Annotated in this window: 17 protein-coding genes; 9 read left to right on the top strand and 8 right to left on the bottom strand. The window is 64.7% G+C overall.

Translation table 11 applies throughout. The features are described from left to right. Positions 1-2: 2 nt before the first annotated feature. The 3 genes from FFS30_RS13860 to FFS30_RS13850 all read left to right on the top strand — a co-directional run bounded on the left by FFS30_RS13860 (position 3) and on the right by FFS30_RS13850 (position 2,906). The gene (locus FFS30_RS13860) at positions 3-1,844 is read left to right on the top strand and encodes a penicillin-binding protein activator (RefSeq protein WP_137913769.1); all 1,842 of its coding nucleotides are present in this window, start codon (positions 3-5) and stop codon (positions 1,842-1,844) included. A 13-nt stretch (positions 1,845-1,857) separates the two neighbouring features. Beyond that, positions 1,858-2,235, top strand: a complete 378-nt coding sequence (locus FFS30_RS13855; protein WP_137913768.1) for a YraN family protein — start codon at positions 1,858-1,860, stop codon at positions 2,233-2,235. 68 nt (positions 2,236-2,303) lie between these two features. Further along, positions 2,304-2,906, top strand: a complete 603-nt coding sequence (locus FFS30_RS13850) for a BON domain-containing protein (RefSeq protein ID WP_137913767.1) — start codon at positions 2,304-2,306, stop codon at positions 2,904-2,906. Between the two features lie 885 nt (positions 2,907-3,791). Here FFS30_RS13850 and FFS30_RS13845 read toward each other — a convergent pair. Together FFS30_RS13845 and FFS30_RS13840 are read right to left on the bottom strand one after the other, a co-directional pair. Beyond that, positions 3,792-5,720, bottom strand: coding sequence for a M48 family metallopeptidase (locus FFS30_RS13845; protein ID WP_249352451.1), 1,929 nt, complete (start codon positions 5,718-5,720; stop codon positions 3,792-3,794). Positions 5,721-5,874: 154 nt separating this feature from the next. After that, the gene (locus FFS30_RS13840; RefSeq protein WP_137913765.1) at positions 5,875-6,462 is read right to left on the bottom strand and encodes a LemA family protein; all 588 of its coding nucleotides are present in this window, start codon (positions 6,460-6,462) and stop codon (positions 5,875-5,877) included. Between the two features lie 268 nt (positions 6,463-6,730). On the opposite strand from FFS30_RS13840, the gene FFS30_RS13835 reads away from it, so the two are divergent. Continuing rightward, entirely contained in the window at positions 6,731-8,134 is a 1,404-nt protein-coding gene (locus FFS30_RS13835) for a serine hydrolase domain-containing protein (protein WP_137913764.1), read from the top strand. Positions 8,135-8,209: 75 nt separating this feature from the next. Here the strand turns inward: FFS30_RS13835 and FFS30_RS13830 are convergent, their stop codons facing one another. The 5 genes from FFS30_RS13830 to gcvT form a co-directional block, all read right to left on the bottom strand. After that, a complete protein-coding gene (locus FFS30_RS13830) occupies positions 8,210-9,160 on the bottom strand; it encodes an energy transducer TonB (protein WP_171014611.1) in 951 nt (316 codons plus the stop codon). Between the two features lie 452 nt (positions 9,161-9,612). Next, the gene (metJ, locus tag FFS30_RS13825) at positions 9,613-9,978 is read right to left on the bottom strand and encodes a met regulon transcriptional regulator MetJ (protein WP_343182330.1); all 366 of its coding nucleotides are present in this window, start codon (positions 9,976-9,978) and stop codon (positions 9,613-9,615) included. Between the two features lie 543 nt (positions 9,979-10,521). Then, a complete protein-coding gene (locus tag FFS30_RS23855; protein WP_171014610.1) occupies positions 10,522-10,683 on the bottom strand; it encodes a hypothetical protein in 162 nt (53 codons plus the stop codon). A gap of 451 nt (positions 10,684-11,134) precedes the next feature. Then, a complete protein-coding gene (gene gcvH / locus FFS30_RS13820) occupies positions 11,135-11,533 on the bottom strand; it encodes a glycine cleavage system protein GcvH (protein WP_137913762.1) in 399 nt (132 codons plus the stop codon). Between the two features lie 107 nt (positions 11,534-11,640). Beyond that, positions 11,641-12,726, bottom strand: a complete 1,086-nt coding sequence (gcvT, locus tag FFS30_RS13815; protein ID WP_137913761.1) for a glycine cleavage system aminomethyltransferase GcvT — start codon at positions 12,724-12,726, stop codon at positions 11,641-11,643. 139 nt (positions 12,727-12,865) lie between these two features. Here gcvT and FFS30_RS13810 point away from each other — a divergent pair, with 139 nt between their 5' ends. The 5 genes from FFS30_RS13810 to FFS30_RS13790 all read left to right on the top strand — a co-directional run bounded on the left by FFS30_RS13810 (position 12,866) and on the right by FFS30_RS13790 (position 16,231). Next, complete coding sequence (locus FFS30_RS13810) at positions 12,866-13,846, top strand: metallophosphoesterase (protein WP_137913760.1); 981 nt, start codon at positions 12,866-12,868, stop codon at positions 13,844-13,846. Between the two features lie 67 nt (positions 13,847-13,913). Continuing rightward, positions 13,914-14,279 carry a cupredoxin family copper-binding protein gene (locus tag FFS30_RS13805; RefSeq protein ID WP_137913759.1) on the top strand — a complete coding sequence of 122 codons (366 nt, stop codon included), beginning with the start codon at positions 13,914-13,916 and terminating at the stop codon, positions 14,277-14,279. Positions 14,280-14,309: 30 nt separating this feature from the next. Beyond that, the gene (locus tag FFS30_RS13800; protein WP_137913758.1) at positions 14,310-14,852 is read left to right on the top strand and encodes a cytochrome b; all 543 of its coding nucleotides are present in this window, start codon (positions 14,310-14,312) and stop codon (positions 14,850-14,852) included. A gap of 37 nt (positions 14,853-14,889) precedes the next feature. Continuing rightward, positions 14,890-15,453 (top strand): sigma-70 family RNA polymerase sigma factor, encoded by a 564-nt coding sequence (locus FFS30_RS13795; RefSeq protein WP_137913757.1) that lies wholly within the window; start codon positions 14,890-14,892, stop codon positions 15,451-15,453. Further along, positions 15,443-16,231, top strand: coding sequence for a zf-HC2 domain-containing protein (locus FFS30_RS13790; protein WP_137913756.1), 789 nt, complete (start codon positions 15,443-15,445; stop codon positions 16,229-16,231). Before FFS30_RS13795 ends, FFS30_RS13790 begins: the two co-directional genes overlap by 11 nt. A gap of 21 nt (positions 16,232-16,252) precedes the next feature. On the opposite strand, the gene FFS30_RS13785 is transcribed toward FFS30_RS13790, so the two are convergent. Beyond that, positions 16,253-17,242, bottom strand: coding sequence for a D-2-hydroxyacid dehydrogenase family protein (locus FFS30_RS13785; protein ID WP_137913755.1), 990 nt, complete (start codon positions 17,240-17,242; stop codon positions 16,253-16,255). Positions 17,243-17,246: the final 4 nt, after the last annotated feature.

Below are 17,246 nucleotides of genomic sequence, written 5' to 3'. Positions count from 1 at the left end.
TCATGCGCACGACGAGCCGCGCCTCGCGTCTTCTTTTCGCCGCCATCGGCCTCGCATTCCTGCTCGCCGGCTGTGCCGAACTCGGCACGACCGGCAATAGCGACAATGTTCCCGCGGCGACCGATGCCGAGCACTGGTACAAGAACGGCGAGTTCGACCGTGCCGGCCGGGCCTTCATGGACATCGCCGACAACGACCGCGAGTACCGCGACCACTACCGTTTGCGCGCGGCCGAAGCGTTCCGCGAGGAAGGCAATCTTAACGCCGTGGCCTGGGCGCTCGACGGCGTCAAGGCGCGCCGCCTGCCCGAAACGGAGCAGCCGCGACTCGACCTGCTCGAAGCCGAAGTCGCGCTGTCGAAGAAAGACGCGCAGCGCGCGCTGACTCTGCTCACTTTCGACGACTCCGCATTGCCGCGACCGCTGCGCCTACGCGCGTTCGAGTTGCGCGCGCGCGCGCAAGCACTCACTGGCGACGCACTCGGCAGCGCGCGCACGCGCCTCGCGCTCAATCCGTCGCTGCAGGGCAAGGACCGCGAACAGAACGAAGCGCAGATCGTCGCCACGCTTGCGAGCCTCGGCGCCGAAACGCTGAAGCAGCAAGGCACGTCCCTGCTGCCCGGCGACGCGCTGCGTGCGTACATCGACCAGGCGCTGCGCTCGGCCGGACAAGCCCTGCCGCAGACCATCGACCAGCCGGGCCAACCGGTCGGTACGCTCGGCGCCGGACAGGCGGTGAACGGCGAAGGCTACCGTCCCGCGCGCGCGATCGCCCTGCTGCTGCCGATCGAGGGTCAGCTCAAGGCCGTCGCGCAGCCGGTGCGCGACGGCGTTTTCGCTGCATACTTCTCCGACACGCATACGCCGCGTCCGGAACTGCGCGTCTACGACGCCGGCAACAGCGCGGCCGATGCGGTCGCCGCCTACCAGCGCGCGATCGCCGAAGGCGCCGACCGCGTCATCGGACCGCTGCGCCGCGACGCGGTTTCCGCCGTGTTCGCGCAGAACCCGCTGCCCGCGCCCGTGCTCGCGCTCAATCTGCCCGAGCGCGGCGAGACCCCACCGCCCGGCAGCGCCGCGTTCGGCCTCAACCCCGACACCGAAGGCGCACAGGCCGCGCAGCATCTGCTCGACCGCGGCATCACCCATGCCGCGATCATCGCCGCGGACACCGACTGGGCCGAACGCGCCGCCGCCGCGTTCCGCGCCCAGTTCGAAGCGGGCCACGGCAGCATCCTCGGCGAGACGCGCCTGAAGAGCGGCGAACTGAATTTTTCCGCGAACGTGCGTAGCGCGCTGGCCGGCTTGCCCGCGCAGAGCATCGCCGCGCCGCCGCCGACGACACCGGCGCCCGCCGACACGGCGAGCTTCGCCAACACCGGCGTCTTCATCAGCATGCTGCCGCAGCAGGCGCGCCTGCTCGTGCCGCAGATCAAACTCGCCGGCTATGCGAACCTGCCGATCTTCGCCACCTCGCACATCTTCGGCGGCCTGACCAATCCCGGCATGGACCGCGATCTCGACGGCGTCGAATTCTGCGATGCGCCGTGGCTGTTCGACGCCGTCGTCGGCCTGCCCAAGCACGGCGACGTCGCCAACTCGCTGGAAAGCGCACGCGGTGCCGGCGCACGCCTGTTCGCGATGGGCATGGACGCCTACGCGCTGGCGCCGTACCTCGACTGGATGAGTCAGCGGCGCGACGCCTATCTGCCCGGCGCCACGGGCCAGCTCAGCAACGACGGCTCGGGACGCATCCAGCGCCTGCTCACCTGGGCGCGCTTTGCCGACGGCGTCGCCACTCCGGTCAGCGGCAGCCTGACGATCAGCAATCCGCCGACGCCCTGAGCGCGATCGGCGCATGACCGCCCGCGCGATCGGCGAACTCTGGGAAAGCGCCGCGCTCGCGCATCTGCAGAGGGCCAAGCTCGAACTCGTCGCACGCAATTTTCATTGCCGCTACGGCGAGATCGACTTGATCGTCCTCGATCGGAGCGCACGCGGCGGCGACATGCTCGTCTTCGTCGAGGTGCGCTACCGCGACGACGCGAGCCGCGGCGGCGGCACTGCCTCGGTCGGACCCGCGAAGCAGCGCAAGCTGGTGCAGACCGCGCAGGTTTTTCTGCAGACGCACGCGCGGTTCGCCGGACTGCCCTGCCGCTTCGATGTGATCGGCTGCAGCGGCTCGCCGCAGCAGCCGGCCTTCGACTGGACGCGCCATGCCTTCGAAGCATGGTGACGGCGCGTATTCAGCCGTGAGTCACCGCCGACGCGCAACCGTATCGACCGCTCTCCATCGTGCCCGCCATGAATCGCGCATTGTATAAAACTGTATTTCTTCTCCTCATCGCCGTGCCGCTGCTACAGGGCTGCCTGCTCGCCGTGGCCGGCGCAGGCGTGGCCGCCGGCGTCGGCGTGGCCCACGACCGCCGCGACGCCAGCACCGTATTCGACGACCGCCGCCTTGCGCTGCGCGCGGGCGACGCGATCAACCGCGACAAGGCCTTCGTCAGCGACGGCAACTTCGTGCACAGCGTCGTCTACAACGGCAGCCTGCTGCTCTGCGGCCAAGTCGGCAGCGTCGAACTCAAGCAGCGCGCGCAAACGCTCGTCGAACACCTCGACGGCATCAAGCGCGTGGTCAACGAGATCGAAGTCACCGACGACCCGATCGGCTTCTGGCACCGCCGCGCCGATAACACGATGACCGCGCGCGTGAAAACCGCCCTGCTCAACATCACCAGCATCAAGGACTTCGACCCGAGCCGAGTCAACGTGACCACGGTCAACAACGTGGTCTACCTGATGGGACTGGTCAGTCGTGAGGAAGCCGACGCCGTGGCCGATATTGCGCGCAATGTCGCGGGGGTGGCCAAGGTGGTGAAGGTGTTTGAGTATACGAACGGCTGACGGGGGCTTTTTGGTTCGGCGGTGGCGGCCGGCCATTCAGGCTTTTTGCTCGTCATTCCCGCGTGCTCTTAGCGGGAATCCAGCGACTTTGCTTTGGTTCTTTTGTGTTTTAAGAACAGAGCTTCCACTCGTCCTGCGGACGAGCGGGTCACTTTCTCTTGCTTGTGCAAGAGAAAGTAACCAAAGAGAACACACCTCGGGAGCCGCGCCCTTCGCGCTACGCGCTCCGGGTTCGCGAGGTCATGCCGGGGTTCGCTCGATGGACATCCGTGTCCATTCGCGAACTCGCGCGCATCCTGCGCGCGACCCTACGGGCGATTCCGTCATGCCCTCGCCGCGGCTGACGGGGACCCGAGATCAAAAGACGGATCAAAAGCCGCCACCTACGAAGACGGCCGTTGCTTGGGCGCGCACGATGCGCGCTGCTCCTGCTTCTCCTGGTCCCCATTACATTGCGGCGGCAGCGGTCGATAAGGCCCGCAGGGTCGGCGCGATGGATCGCGCCGATTCCGCTATTGCACACGGATGTGTAATTAGCGGAACCCGGCCGATGGCGCGGACCCTTCGGGCAGGAGCCCGAAGGGCGCAATGTTCTGGGGTGTGTTTCTTTGATGACTTTCTTTGCACAAGCGAAGAAAGTTACCCGCTCGCCCGGAGGGCGAGTGGAAGCCTTGCTCTTAAAGAAAAGCAAAAAGCAAAGTCGCTGGATTCCCGCTAAGAGCGCGCGGGAATGACGAGCGAAGACAAGAGCTAGATTCCTGCTTCCGCAGGAATGACGAGCACAAAAACAAGAAACAAGATATCTGCCAGACGCGGAATGAGGAATAAGGAATCAGGAACTAAACCCAAGCGCCGCAAAGAAACAAACTCACGTCACCAAGTCACTCACATGACCTGCTCAAGCTGCGGCGGCAGCGGACAATGCAATGCCGCACAGACGGTGCGCAGCAGTTCGGCTTCGGCGACGCTGACCATGCCGTCTGCGCCGATCGCGCGGGTGAGGCCGCGCACGAGCAGTTCCTTGCCGACCGGCATAAGCCGGTCGAGCTTCGGCAGGGCGAGGTCGAGAATGCGCACGAAATCCTCGGGCGGCGCGTAGTCGGTGCGCGCGTCGGGCAGCACTTCGTGCATGCCGAGTTTGAAGGCGCGCATCGCTTCGGCGGCATCGTCGCTGCCGTAGCGCGCGACGATGGCGACGACGCTGGAGATTTCGGCGACGCATTCGGTCAGCTTGCCGGTGCCGACCGGATTCGTCTTCGACGGATCGAGCGCCTCGATCACCTGTAGCGAGACCAGCTTCGCCAAGCAGTACTCTTCGAGTTGCACGCGTCCGTCCGCCTGAGTGAGCTGACGCAGCACGATCAGGAAGGTCTGCAGTTCCCCGCGCGTGCGCCGGCGCAGCGCCGGGAACGCAAGCTGGGCGAGCGGCAGGCGCTGCATCGGGTGCAGGTTGGCGATGTCGGCGGCGATTTCCTCGATGCCGGCGCGCGTTTCCGCACCGAAGTACTTCTCGACCAGGGCGAGCTGTTTGGCGCGCACTTCGGCTCCCGCATCGAGCGCCAGCGCGAGCACGACCTGCGGCGCGCGCTCGGCCGAGTAGGCGAATGCGCGCAGGGCGTCGTCGATCGTCGTGTGGATCGCGTTCGCGGTGCGGTAGTCGTCCGAACCGGGGTGCGCGACCTGGGTGACGACTTTCTTCGGCGTCAGCGCGATCGCCGCGCCGGCCTGCGGCAGTGCGTCCGCCGGCGGCGCGCTTTCGTCGCGGCTGCGCGCGCTGCCGGCGGGCGCAAGACCGCTGATCGAAACGTCGGAGCCTTCGGCGTCGACCGCCTCGACCGGCGTACTCCAGGCCTTGGCGATTTCCTCGAGTTCGCGCGGATCGAAACGCGGATCGATGGCGAGGATGCGCTTGTGCAGCGGCGGATGCGTGGCGAACAGCGCCGAGTAGCCGATGCCGTCGCCGAAGAACATGTGTGCGGCTTCTTCTTTTTCCGGCGTCTGCAGCTTCGAGCCTTCAGCGAGGCCGGCGATCTTCTTCAACGCGCCCGCGATGCCCTGCGACTGGCGCGTGAACTGCACGGCCGAGGCATCGGCGAGGTATTCGCGCTGGCGCGAAACGCCGGCCTTGATCAGGCGGCCGAAGAACAGGCCGATCGAGCCGATAACGAGAAGGCCGATGCCGATGAACACCTGCCAGTTCGAGTCGCGGCTGCGCCCGCTCCACTGCAGCATCTTGCTGCCGACGATGCCGATGACGAGGATGCCGAACAGCACGCCCATAAGGCGGATGTTGAGGCGCATGTCGCCGTTGAGCACGTGGCTGAACTCGTGCGCGATCACGCCTTGTAGTTCGTCGCGCGTGAGCTTGTCGAGACAGCCGCGGGTCACCGTCACCGCAGCATCGGAAGGCGTGTAGCCCGAGGCGAAGGCGTTGATCCCGGGCTCGTCTTCGAGGACGTAGATCTCTGGCACCGGCACGCCCGAAGCGATCGCGATTTCCTCAACGACGTTGCGCAGGCGCTTGTAGGCAAAGTTTGCGGCAATGACCGGATCGTGAGGATCGATCAAAGTCGCACCGAGCTGGCGCGCGACCACGCCGCCGCCGGCACGCAGAGTCGAAATCTTGTACAGCATCGCGCCGCCGATCACCGCGAGCACAATCAGAGTGGTCGTGATGAGCACGCCGGTCTGCGGCGAGGCGGCCGCGCGATAGGCCTGTCGATGGCCGTTGCCCGTCGCGCCGAACGCGACCATGACGACCAGATCGACGGCGGCGACGATGCAGACGACCGCGAGCACGAACAATACGAGCATGCGACGCGTCTGCGTGCGGGCGCGGTTTTGCTGCTCGAAGAAGTTCATTGAGAAGCGCGGATTGGAGATTCGAGATTGGTGATTCGGGAGAGCAAAAACCAAGACCGATTGCGGCTACCGGCTTGTACCCATCCCGAATCCCAAATCCCGGCTCTTAGGAGAAGGACACCTTGACCGCCTTCCTCGCCTCAGGCGACTCGATCTCGAGCGGCGTCGCCGGTGCGAACGCGAAAGAGTTGGCGATGATCGAGTTCGGGAAGACTTCGCGTTTGTTGTTGTAGAACAGCACGCCGTCATTGTAGGCCTGGCGCGCGAACGCGACTTTATTCTCGGTCGAGGTCAGCTCTTCGGACAGCTGCATCATGTTCTGATTGGCCTTGAGGTCGGGATAGGCCTCGGCGACCGCGTTGAACTTGAGCAGCGCCTGCTGCAGTTGCTGCTCGGCACCCGATAGGTTCTGCATGGCCGACGGATCGCCCGGGTTCGCCTTGGCCGCGGCCAGTCCGTTCATCGCCGCACCACGCGCGGCGGTCACCGCTTCGAGCACTTCGCGCTCGTGCTTCATGTAACCCTTCGCGGTTTCGACCAGATTCGGGATCAGGTCGTAGCGGCGCTGCAGTTGCACGTCGATCTGTGCGAAGGCATTTTTATAGCCGTTGCGTGCGGTGACGAGACCGTTGTAAATGCCGACGAGCCAGAAGCCGACGACGACAATAACGGCCAAGACTATTAGTGCAGACATAACATCTTCCCCGTTTTTTGGCGCTAGAATTGCGCCCCGTGCGAGAGCATAGCACGGGGTTTTTGTCCGGATTTGTGCCCCGCGCAACAACAACGAAACTTCGAATTAAGCGTGGCGAGCGAATACAGATCGGCGATGCCGGGATGGAGGAATCGGAGCGTACTTCGAGTACGCGGGAATTCCGCATGCCGCCGGCGACCGAGATGTCGAGCGCAGCAGCTCAATCGGAGACTCCACAACGCACGGAGCACGACCCGATGATCAAGACATGGCCCTACGACCGCGCGCGCTGCTGATTCTTGCCGCCCTGAGTTTCACCCCGATCACGTTGACGGCCGCAGACCCGCCTTCCGACGGTCCGGCCGGGAAGACCGCCGCCAAAGCACAAGGCACCGCCACAGCAGCGCCGACCAAAGCGGTGCTCAAATCGAAGACGACGGCCAAGCGCGCGCCCGCCGGCGAAGCCGCTCCCGAAGAGACCGAGTCCGAGGACATCACCCCCGTCGCCAAGAGCGACAGTGCGCGCAGCGCGGGCGACGCGGTCGCCTCCACCGCCGATCTCGATCGTCTGCTCGACAAGGTCGAGGAAGGCGATCGCATCGCTGGCCTCGCCGTCGCCGTGGTCAAGGACGACAAGATTCTGATGCAGCGCGGCCTCGGCTACGCGGATGCGAAGGCCGGCCTCAAAGTCACGCCTGACACTGTGTTCCGCCTCGCTTCGTTGTCGAAGGCATTCGCGAGCGCCATGGCCGCGATCCTCATCGAAGACGGCGCGTTCTCGTGGAACACGACCGTGGCCAGCGTCGTGCCGGCGTTCGAGCTGATCGACACCGACGCGAGCAGCAAGCTCACCGTGCGCGACGTGCTGAGTCAGCGCGTCGGCCTGCCGCACAACACCTACGACCGCCTGATCGAAGCGAACGAGCCTTATCCGCTGCTCGTAGACCGCCTCAAAGAAGTGCCGATGGCCTGCGACGTTGGCGAGTGCTACGGCTACCAGAACGTCACCTACTCGCTGATCGGCGACGTCATCTACGCGACCACCGGCGACTTCTTCAGCCATCAGGTCGAGAAGCGCATCTTCTCGCCGCTCGGCATGACCACCGCGAGCTACGGCCGCGACGCGCTCGAATCGAGCGCGAGCTGGGCGCGTCCGCACGTGCGTGCGCGTGCGGGCTGGGTGCCGTTCGAGAACAAGGAAGGCTACTACCATGTCGCGCCCGCGGCCGGCATCAATGCGAGCATCAAGGACATGACCCAGTGGCTGATCGCGCAGATGGGCGGCCGCCCCGATGTGCTTTCGCCGGACGAACTCAAGACGTTGCACACGCCGCAGATCGAAACGCCGCACGAGCGCCGCGTTGCGCCGTGGCGCCGCATGCGCGTCAGTGAATCGCAGTACGCGCTCGGCTGGCGCGTGTTCGACTATGCCGGCGAAACGCTGGTCTTCCACGCCGGTTACGTGAAGGGCTATCACTCGATGATCGCGTTCTTCCCGCGCACGCGCTTCGGCACGGTGATGTTGTGGAATTGCGAAACCGCCTTGCCCTCGGGCCTGCTGCCGATGCTGCTCGACCGCTACCTCGGCCTGCCTGAAGTCGACTGGGCCGGGCTCGACGCCCCAACGCCCGCGCCGAAGCGCGCACGCGTCGTCGCTGGGCGCAAGCGCTAAAGAGATACGGTAAGCATCCGTCGTTCCCGCTTCTGCGGGAACGACGTGCGATGCACTTGGGAAAAACGAGACCTCTTACTGGTTCGGCAGCTTGAACTCAATGCGCGTACGCACCTGCTGCTCGACCGGCTTGCCGTTCTCCAGCCGCGGCTGGAATTTCCAGTCGGTAATGCCGCGCAATGCCGCGGTGTTGAACAGGCGAGGCGGATTCGCGCTGATGACCGAGCCGTCCTTGACGCTGCCGTCGGCAGCGACGGTGAAGGCCACTTCGACCCAACCTTCCTGGCGCGAGCGGAATGCCTCGGCCGGATAGCGCGGTGCCGGCTGACTGACCAGAACCGCGGCACGCGTTTCGCCGGCCGGAGTCGCGGCCGGTGTTGCCGGTGCCGCCGCCTTGGTCGCCGCAGGTGCCGCGGCAGGCTTTGCCGCTTCGGCGACGGCCGGCTTGGTTTCCGCAGAGGGCGTCGGCGTTGCCGTCGGCGACGTCGCCGCCGGTGTCGCGTTCTTGCCTGCGTTCGCCGCGAGCGCCTTGTCCTGATCGCGCTTCTCCTGTTCGCGATCCATCTGCTTTTTCTTCAGATCGAGTTTGTTGCGCAGGATCGTCAGCGTGTAGTTGTTCGCGTCGAACTTGCCGAGCAGATCGATCGCGCGCCGGCCTTCGTCGATCTGGCCGGAGTTGATCTTCTGTTCGATCTCGCCCGCGGCGAGCGAGAACAATTCGCGCAGGCCTTCCTGCGCCGCCGCGTTGTTCGCGTCGCGGCCGAGCACGAGCAGATAGAAATCGACGGCACTGTTGCCCGGCGGGTCGATCAGCCGCCCTTCGGCGACCGCCGTGCCCGCGTTGCGCAACAAATCGCCGATAGTCAGATCGGTGCGCTGCGCGGCTTCGCCGCCCGGAACCGCCGGCGTACCTGCCGCCGGTGTCGCCGGTGCGGTGGCAGACTTGGCCGCCCCTGGAGCCGACGACGCCAGCCCGCCCGAGTCACCTCTGAAAAAGAAAAAATACGCCAGGGCAGCTGCGATCACCGCAACCCCCAGCAACGCGATCCATAGTCCGGAACCCTTACGACCGCTCGCCATACGACCTCGCCCCCTGTTTTTGCGAAGTGCGATGGATACCACGTTATGCGGTCACGATTCCTTGACGAGCGTCATGTTTCTGACTCGAACCTAAACAGATTGCGATTGCGCGGCCGTGACAGCAGCAAGAAATTTGCGGCAAAGCGGCATCGCCGCACGCATCGGGTGCGCACGTCGTCTGAACAGATAGGGAGTGCGGAGCGGTCGCTCCTGGAGAGGTCCGTTTAAGGCCTCTCTCCGCGCTGGGCATTTCGCGGAGAGAGGTAAAACGGGGTATCGCTTTTCTAGTTTTGAGAACCGGATGCCAACCTCGCATCCGGTGAACATCGGATCCTGATATTTCGTAAAGCCGGGATCCGCAGTCAGACAACTATATAAAAGGTGTTGCTGGATGAAACTTACTTCTTCTTGGCAGCCTTCTTGGCGACCTTCTTCGCGGCCTTCTTCACAACCTTGGCCTTCGCAACTTTCTTCACAGCTTTCTTGGCAGGTGCCTTCTTTGCAGCTTTCTTCGTAGCCATATCGCGTCTTAGCTCCTCGTCAGTTGGTAGTTGTTGCCCAGTAAAAGCATGCAGAAACGCTTCGACCAGCAAATCGCTGTTCGTCGCGTGCCTGAGATTGTTCACCTGCCGGCGGGTGCGTTCATCGGAGAGAAGTTTGAGTACGTGAAGCGGTATGGAGACCGTCACTTTCTTCACGGCCTCGGACTTGCTGCCGTGTTCGATGTAAGGCTTTACAAACTTCGCCGCCGTCATGGATTCCATGTGCAGGTGTAACGACGGCGCAAAAATTATTCCCGAAGTGTTTTGCTGTCAACAGATTTGTGCTATCGCGCACGGCGTCGAAACCGGCAGACACCGCATCGCAGCGCCGCTTGCGGCGTCCGCCGGCCGCCACGGTCGCGCGCACGCATAAGCGTTTGGACGTCCATTTACATTCGATCACTTTTGCGCATCCGCGTCACCGACGCATGCACGCACGAAGAGCAGATCGAAAAAAGCTAGATTTGATGCGGTCCGCAGGGCTTATCGCAGGGAAGCACTCGCTATACTTTTATCTTATTTGCATTTTTGCCAAAGTATAAGCCGAGGCGAAGACGATCTTGCGCTCCGACTTCCCGTCACGTGCCGTCTACGGCAACGGCATCTGAACGGCGGTGGCGGCGAACGAAAAATTTTTTTCACTCGCCGCCCGAAAGAGACGATTTTCGATCCGATTTGCGCGAATTTGCGAGAAGTATACTTTCCGCTCGCACTCGCTCCGCGCCGAAAATCATCGTCGATGCATCGTCCTCGACGACGGAGACTTCAGATCGACGCGCGCTTGGAGGCGTCGATCGAGCAGTCGGGATCATCCGTCGTCTTCGTTCCGGTCGCGCAGACGACGAGGATGCTTCCGCTATCCCGATATTCGTCGCCGAGCGCGGCGGCCGACGCTACCGACGTCGGTGATGAACTGCTCGACGGCATCGGTCGCTGAGTACGGCGCTCGCGGCGCGACTTCGCCGAACGAAGGGTGGCGCAAGCTCCGGCGCTTCACGCCGAGGATCGCGCCGCGTAGCGTGCATGCGTTCTGCACGCCCGCGTCGGCACGCTCTCTTCGGCCGGACACTGCCGTTGCACTCTTCGCCGCCGGGCAATCTCCGACGCGTGGGCGTTCGAGTTCGCCTTGGCACCGCGCATGCTTTGCCTGCATGCCTCAGGGCGGGAGCGCAATCGTCCTTCCAGATGCAGACGCACCGCGTTGTGCTGATCCGTCTTCGCTGCGACGGCCGTTCCGCCGGCAAGGTCTTCAATCCGGTTCGCGCCGCTCGCTGTCGGCATCGCGGCGGCGTGGATGCGGAAAGGGGAAGCGTCGCCGCAAAACAAAAGGGCGCGTCGATCGACGCGCCCTTCCGGCGAAACGGTTTGCCGCGAGCGATCAGTGCTCGTCGTCTTCGATCGACTCGGCGTAGTCGTCCGGACCGAGCAGCTCTTCGGATTCCTCGGCGAGGTTGGACGGCTTGACGACGAAGATCCAGCCTTCGCCATAAGCGTCTTCGTTGATCGTCTCGGGCTTGTCGCCGAGCGCGGAGTTGACCGCGACGACTTCGCCCGATACCGGCGCGTACACGTCCGACGCGGCCTTGACCGATTCGACCACAGCGCAGGCGTTGCCAGCCTTGACCTCGTCGCCGACGCTCGGCAGTTCGACGTAGACCAAATCGCCGAGCAGGCCCTGCGCATGATCGGAAATGCCGATCGTGACATTGCCGTTGTCCTCGACGCGCGCCCACTCGTGGGTCTTCATGAATTTCAGGTCGCCGGGAATTTCGTTCATGGATTCAATCCTGCGTGGTAACGGTTCGGGGGAAATCGCTGGGGGGAATTTTACACGGCACGGGCGCGCGCGAACATCCGACGCACGCAGCCGCCCTTCCGTCGCGGTCAGATGCCTTCACAGGCCTTGCCGTCGCGGACGAACGGATACTTGACCAGGCGCACCGGCACGAGCTTGCCGCGGATGTCGACCTCGACACCGTCGGTCACGCCGGCCGGCACGCGCGCGAAAGCGATCGCCTTGGCCAGCGTCGGCGAAAAAGTGCCGGAAAGGATTTCGCCGTCGCCTTGGCGGGTGGCGACGCGCTGGCCGTGGCGCAGCACGCCCTTCTCGTCCATAACGAGGCCGACCAGGCTGCGCTTGGCGCCCTCGGCTTTTTGTTTCTCCAGCGCCGCGCGCCCGATGAAGTCGCGGCCCGGTTCGAGCGAGACGGTCCAGGCGAGCGCGGCTTCCCACGGCGTGATCGTCTCGTCCATGTCCTGGCCGTAGAGATTCATGCCGGCTTCGAGACGCAGCGTGTCGCGCGCGCCGAGGCCAGCCGGGACGACGCCGGCGTCCTTGAGCTTATTCCATAGAGTGATGGCGTCCTTCTCGGCGACGATGATCTCGTAGCCGTCCTCGCCGGTGTAGCCGGTGCGCGCGATAAACAAATCGTCGCCTTCGGTGGCGCTGAACTTGCCGATCTTCGCCGCGGCTTCGCGCACCGCGGGCGACAGCAGCGACTGCACCTTGGCGCGCGCGTTCGGGCCCTGCACGGCGATCATCGCCAGATCGGGCCGCTCGGTGACCTTGACCGCGAAGGCCGCGGCCTGCTTCTCGATCCAGGCGAGATCCTTTTCGCGCGTCGCCGCATTGACCACGATGCGGAAGAAATCTTCGGTCAGGAAGTAGACGATCAAGTCGTCGATCACGCCGCCCTGCTCGTTGAGCATGCAGGTGTACAGCGCCTTGCCCGAGACCTTGAGCTTGTCGACGCTGTTCGCGAGCAGATGGCGCAGGAATTCGCGCGTGCGCGCGCCGTGCAGATCGACCACGGTCATGTGCGAGACGTCGAACATGCCGGCGTCGCGGCGCACCGCGTGGTGCTCCTCGATCTGTGAGCCGTAGCTGAGCGGCATGTCCCAGCCGCCGAAGTCGACCATTTTCGCGCCGAGCGCACGGTGCGTTTCGTTCAAGATCGTTTTCTGCGACATGCTGATCACCGTCCATTGGAATGCTGCGCATTATCGCATAGGCAAACTGGCGTACAGGCGGAGTTTCCGAGGCGGGAATAAAACCGCGCCCTGGACGATCTTGTCGGTTGAGTCCCCCGCTCGCCGCCAGGAAACCGCCATGAAAACTTACGATTCGATACAGCTCCCGCCGCAACAAGATACGCACGACCCGCACCGCCGCAAAGCGCTCGGCTGCCTCGCCGCCTGGACCGGCGCGGCCGTGGTCTGGACCGTCGCCGGCGGCATTCCGCGCGCACTCGGCGCAACTAGCGACGGCAAAACCGCGGCAGCCGCTCCGAACGCGCTGACCTTCGTGCAGATCAGCGACACGCACATCGGCTTCAAGAAAGACGCCAACCCCGACGTGGTCGGTTCGCTGCGCCGCGCGATCGCCGACATCCGCGCGCTGCCGCAGGCGCCGGCTTTCGTCGTGCACACCGGCGACGTCTCGCACCTGTCCAAGGCGGAAGAGTTCGGCCAGGCGCGCGAGCTTCTGCAGGAGCTAAAGGTCGACCGCGTGCACACCGTCCCCGGCGAGCACGACACGATCGACAACGGCCTCGAAGGCTATCTCAAGTTTTTCGACCACGACGGCAAGGGCCGCGGCTGGTACAGCTTCGACCAGGGCGGCGTGCATTTCGTCGGCCTGACCAACACGCTCAACTTCAAGATGGGCACGATGACCTCGCTCGGCGACGAGCAGCTTGCGTGGCTCAAGACCGATCTTGCCGGCGTTTCGCATTCCACGCCGGTCGTCGTGCTCGCGCACATCCCGATGTGGACGGTGTGGGAGCCGTGGGGCTGGGGCACCGCCGACGCCGCGCAGGCACTCGCTCTGCTGCGTCCGTTCGGATCGGTCACCGTGCTCAACGGGCATATCCATCAGGTGCTGCAAAAGGTCGAAGGCAACGTCGCCTTGCACACCGCGATGTCGCTCGCCTATCCGCTGCCGACACCGGGTCAGGCGGGCATCGGCGAACCGGGGCCGCTCAAGGTGCCGGCCGGCGAACTCGGCAAGTTGCTCGGCACGCGCCAGCTCAACCTCGTGCGCGGCCGGCGCGAACTCGCGCTGATCGACCGGCCACTCGAACGCGGATAAAGCGCGTCATTCCCGCACGCGATGACGCCAACCGACCAAGCCACCCTTACGACATACCTCTATATATATGTGTAACTCCATTTCGCGTTCCCTCACTCGCCGCGGCGGCAGCGTCCTGTTTCTCGCCGCGGTTTTCTCGATCGCCTTCGTCGCGCCGTCGCTGATCGCAGCGACGGCGCCCGCGCCGACCATCGAGATCACCAAGTTCACCTTCGCGCCGAAAGAAATCACCGTCGCGCCGGGCACGAAGATCGTCTGGACCAACAGCGACGAAGTCCCGCACACCGTGACTGCGCGCGACAAGAGCGTCGATTCGAAGGCGCTCGATACCGGCGACAAGTTCGAGCACACCTTCACCGAGGAAGGCGACTTTCAATACTTCTGCACCGTGCACCCGTTCATGACCGGCGTCGTGCATATCCGCAAACACTGACAACACAAGCCGCGAGGCAAGGAACACACGATGGCAAGCTCTACTCCCACGTCCTACACCAAGGTGGCGATCGCGCTGCACTGGCTGATCGCGCTGCTGATCTTCGCCAACGTCGCCATCGGGCTGTACATGGAGTCGTTTCCGAAGGGAACGCCCGAGCGCGACAACGCGCTGTTCTTCCATGCGTCGTTCGGCAGTCTGATCTTCATGGTCGCCGTGCTGCGCTGGGCGTGGCGCCTGACTCACCGGCCGCCGGCGCTGCCCGCGGCCATTCCGTCCTGGCAGCAAACCGCCTCGCACGTGCTGCACTGGACACTTTATATATTGATGCTGGTCGTGCCGCTGACCGGCTACGTCCACCGTCTCGCCGGCGCGCATCCGGTCAATTTCTTCGGCCTCGGCGATCTGCCCGTGTTCATCGGCAAGAACGAACCGCTGCGTCTGCTGACCGACACCTTGCACGAAACCCTGGTCTGGGTGCTGGTCATCCTCATCGTCGGACATATCGGTGCGGCACTGAAACATCGCTTCGTCGACCGCGATAACGTGCTGCAGCGTATGCTGCCGACGTAAACTGGGCATCGATTCGATCGGCGGACAGGCATAGCGAATGACCGCGGCAGCCAGCCAGGACTTTGTCGGCGAACTCGCGCAGCGTCATCTCGACGCGGCGTACAGCCTCGGCCGCTGGCTGCTCGGCAATGAGCACGACGCGGCCGACGCCGTGCACGACGCGTTTCTGCGCGCGACGAAGTCGGCCGATACCTACGCGGGCGGCAACGCACGCGCCTGGTGGCTCGCGATCGTGCGCAACTGCTGCCTGGCCCGGCTCGATACGCGCAGCCGCGACCGGCGCAACGTCTCCATCGACGACACGACCGGCGGCAGCGATCGCGCCGAACAATTGCTGCCGCACAGCGAGGCCGGCGACGTCGAGGACCGCATCGACCATGCGCAGCGCCAGGCGCTGATCGTGCACCATCTCAACAATCTGCCGATCGAGTTCCGCGAAGCATTGATCCTGCGCGAGATCGAAGAACTCTCCTACCGCGAAATCGCCGAGGTGCTGCAGACGCCGATCGGCACCGTCATGTCGCGCCTCGCGCGCGGGCGCGCGCTGCTGCAAAAAGCCCTGGCCGGAACCGCGGCCGGCAAGGTGACACATGGACCATAAGACCGCACAAGCCAACCTGCCGCTCTACTTCGACGGCGAACTCGACCGCGCCGCAAGCCGCGAATTCGAAGCGCATCTCGACGAGTGCGCCGATTGCCGCGCCGCGCTGATCGGCCTCGACGATCTGCGCCGAACCCTGCGCGACGATGCGCCGCGCCATACTGCCCCCGACCTGCTGCGCAAGCGCATCGAAAAGCTCGCCGCGGCACAGGCAAGTCGGAGCGAGTCGATTCCTGCGCGACGCTCGCATCGCCCGCCGCGCTGGCTCGCCTATGTCGCATCGACGTTGCTCGCCTTCGTCGCCGGCGGCGTCGCCACCTCCCTCTGGCAAGGATCGCCGCGCAACGCCGAGACCGCCGAAGCGCCTGCCGGTACCCAACTCGCGCGTGATCTGTTCGCAAGCCATTGGCGCGCGCTCGCGGCGACCTCGCCCGTCGACGTCGTCTCGACCGACCGGCACACGGTCAAACCGTGGTTCGAGGGCAAGGTCGGCGTCGCGCCGGTCGTGCGCGATTTCGCCGAGCAGGGCTTCGTTCTCGTCGGCGGCCGCATCGACTACGTCGGCAGCGCGCGCGTGCCGGTGCTCGTGTACCGGCATGGACAGCACTTGATCGACGTGTTCGTGCTCGCGGAAAACGCCACGGCAAACCTCGCGGCTTCCTCCGCACAAAACGGTTATCGTCTCGAACCGCTGCGTCTCGGCGATCAACCGGCCGCGATCGTTACCGACATGGACGCCGCAGAACTCGAAAAATTCGTGCGTCTGTTCGCGTCGTAGATTCGCCAGCGCGCGGCCGTTTCACCGTCTCGGTTTGGCGTTCGCCAATACGGCCGGATTGACGACGTGGATCGGAGCGCCCTGGTCGTAGGCGAGGATCTGATCGAACACATCGGCGAACTGCAGATCGTATTCATCGCGCGTGACGTAGCCGATATGCGGCGTGCAGACCACATTGTCCCGGCGCAACAGCGGATGTTCGCGGTCGCGCAAGGGCTCGACGTCGAAGACATCGAGTGCCGCCATGCCGGGCCGCCCCGCGTCCAAGGCGGCTTCGAGCGCGCCCGGCGCGATCAGGCCCGCGCGGCTCGTGTTGACCAGCAACGCGGTCGGTTTCATCGTGCGCAGATCGTCGGCGCTGACGATGCCGCGCGTGGCGTCGAGCAGACGCATATGCAGCGAGATCACGTCGCAGTCGCGGAAAAAGGCGGCCTTGTCGTCGGCGCAGCGATAGCCGTCCGCCTGCGCGTGGCGGCGCGACTCCTCGCGCGCCCAGACCACGACGTCCATGCCGAAGGCGCGCGCATAGCCGGCCACGACGGCGCCGATGCGCCCGTAGCCGTAGATGCCGAAGCGCTTGCCGCGCAATGTCCAGCCCACGCCGGTCTGCCAGGTGCCGGCCTTGAGCGATGCCATCTGCTGCGGGATCGAACGCATCGCCGCGAGCACGAGGCCCCAGGTCAGTTCCGCCGCCGCATAGGACGGCGTGTCGCTGTGCATATTCGACGACACGATCACGCCGAAGCGCGTGCAGGCGTCGATGTCGATGTGCGGATAGACACTGCGCTGGCTGATCAGACGCAGCGCCGGAAGGCGCTCGAGCAAGGGAGCGCTTATCTGCGTGCGTTCGCGGATCAGCACCAGCGCCTCGATGTCCTTGAGCCGCTCGGCAAGCAGGTCGATGTTCTGCACATGATCGTTCCAGATCACGACTTCGTGGCGCGCGAGCTTGGCGTAGCAAGGCAGCGTGCGCAGCGTGTCGTGGTAGTCGTCGAGTATACCGATCTTCATGCGC

The sequence above is a fragment of the Rudaea sp. 3F27F6 genome (assembly GCF_005503555.1).
In the GTDB taxonomy this organism is placed as follows: domain Bacteria; phylum Pseudomonadota; class Gammaproteobacteria; order Xanthomonadales; family Rhodanobacteraceae; genus Rudaea.
Note: the sequence above shows the minus strand (reverse complement) of the source record. Positions and strands in the feature narration are given on the sequence as shown.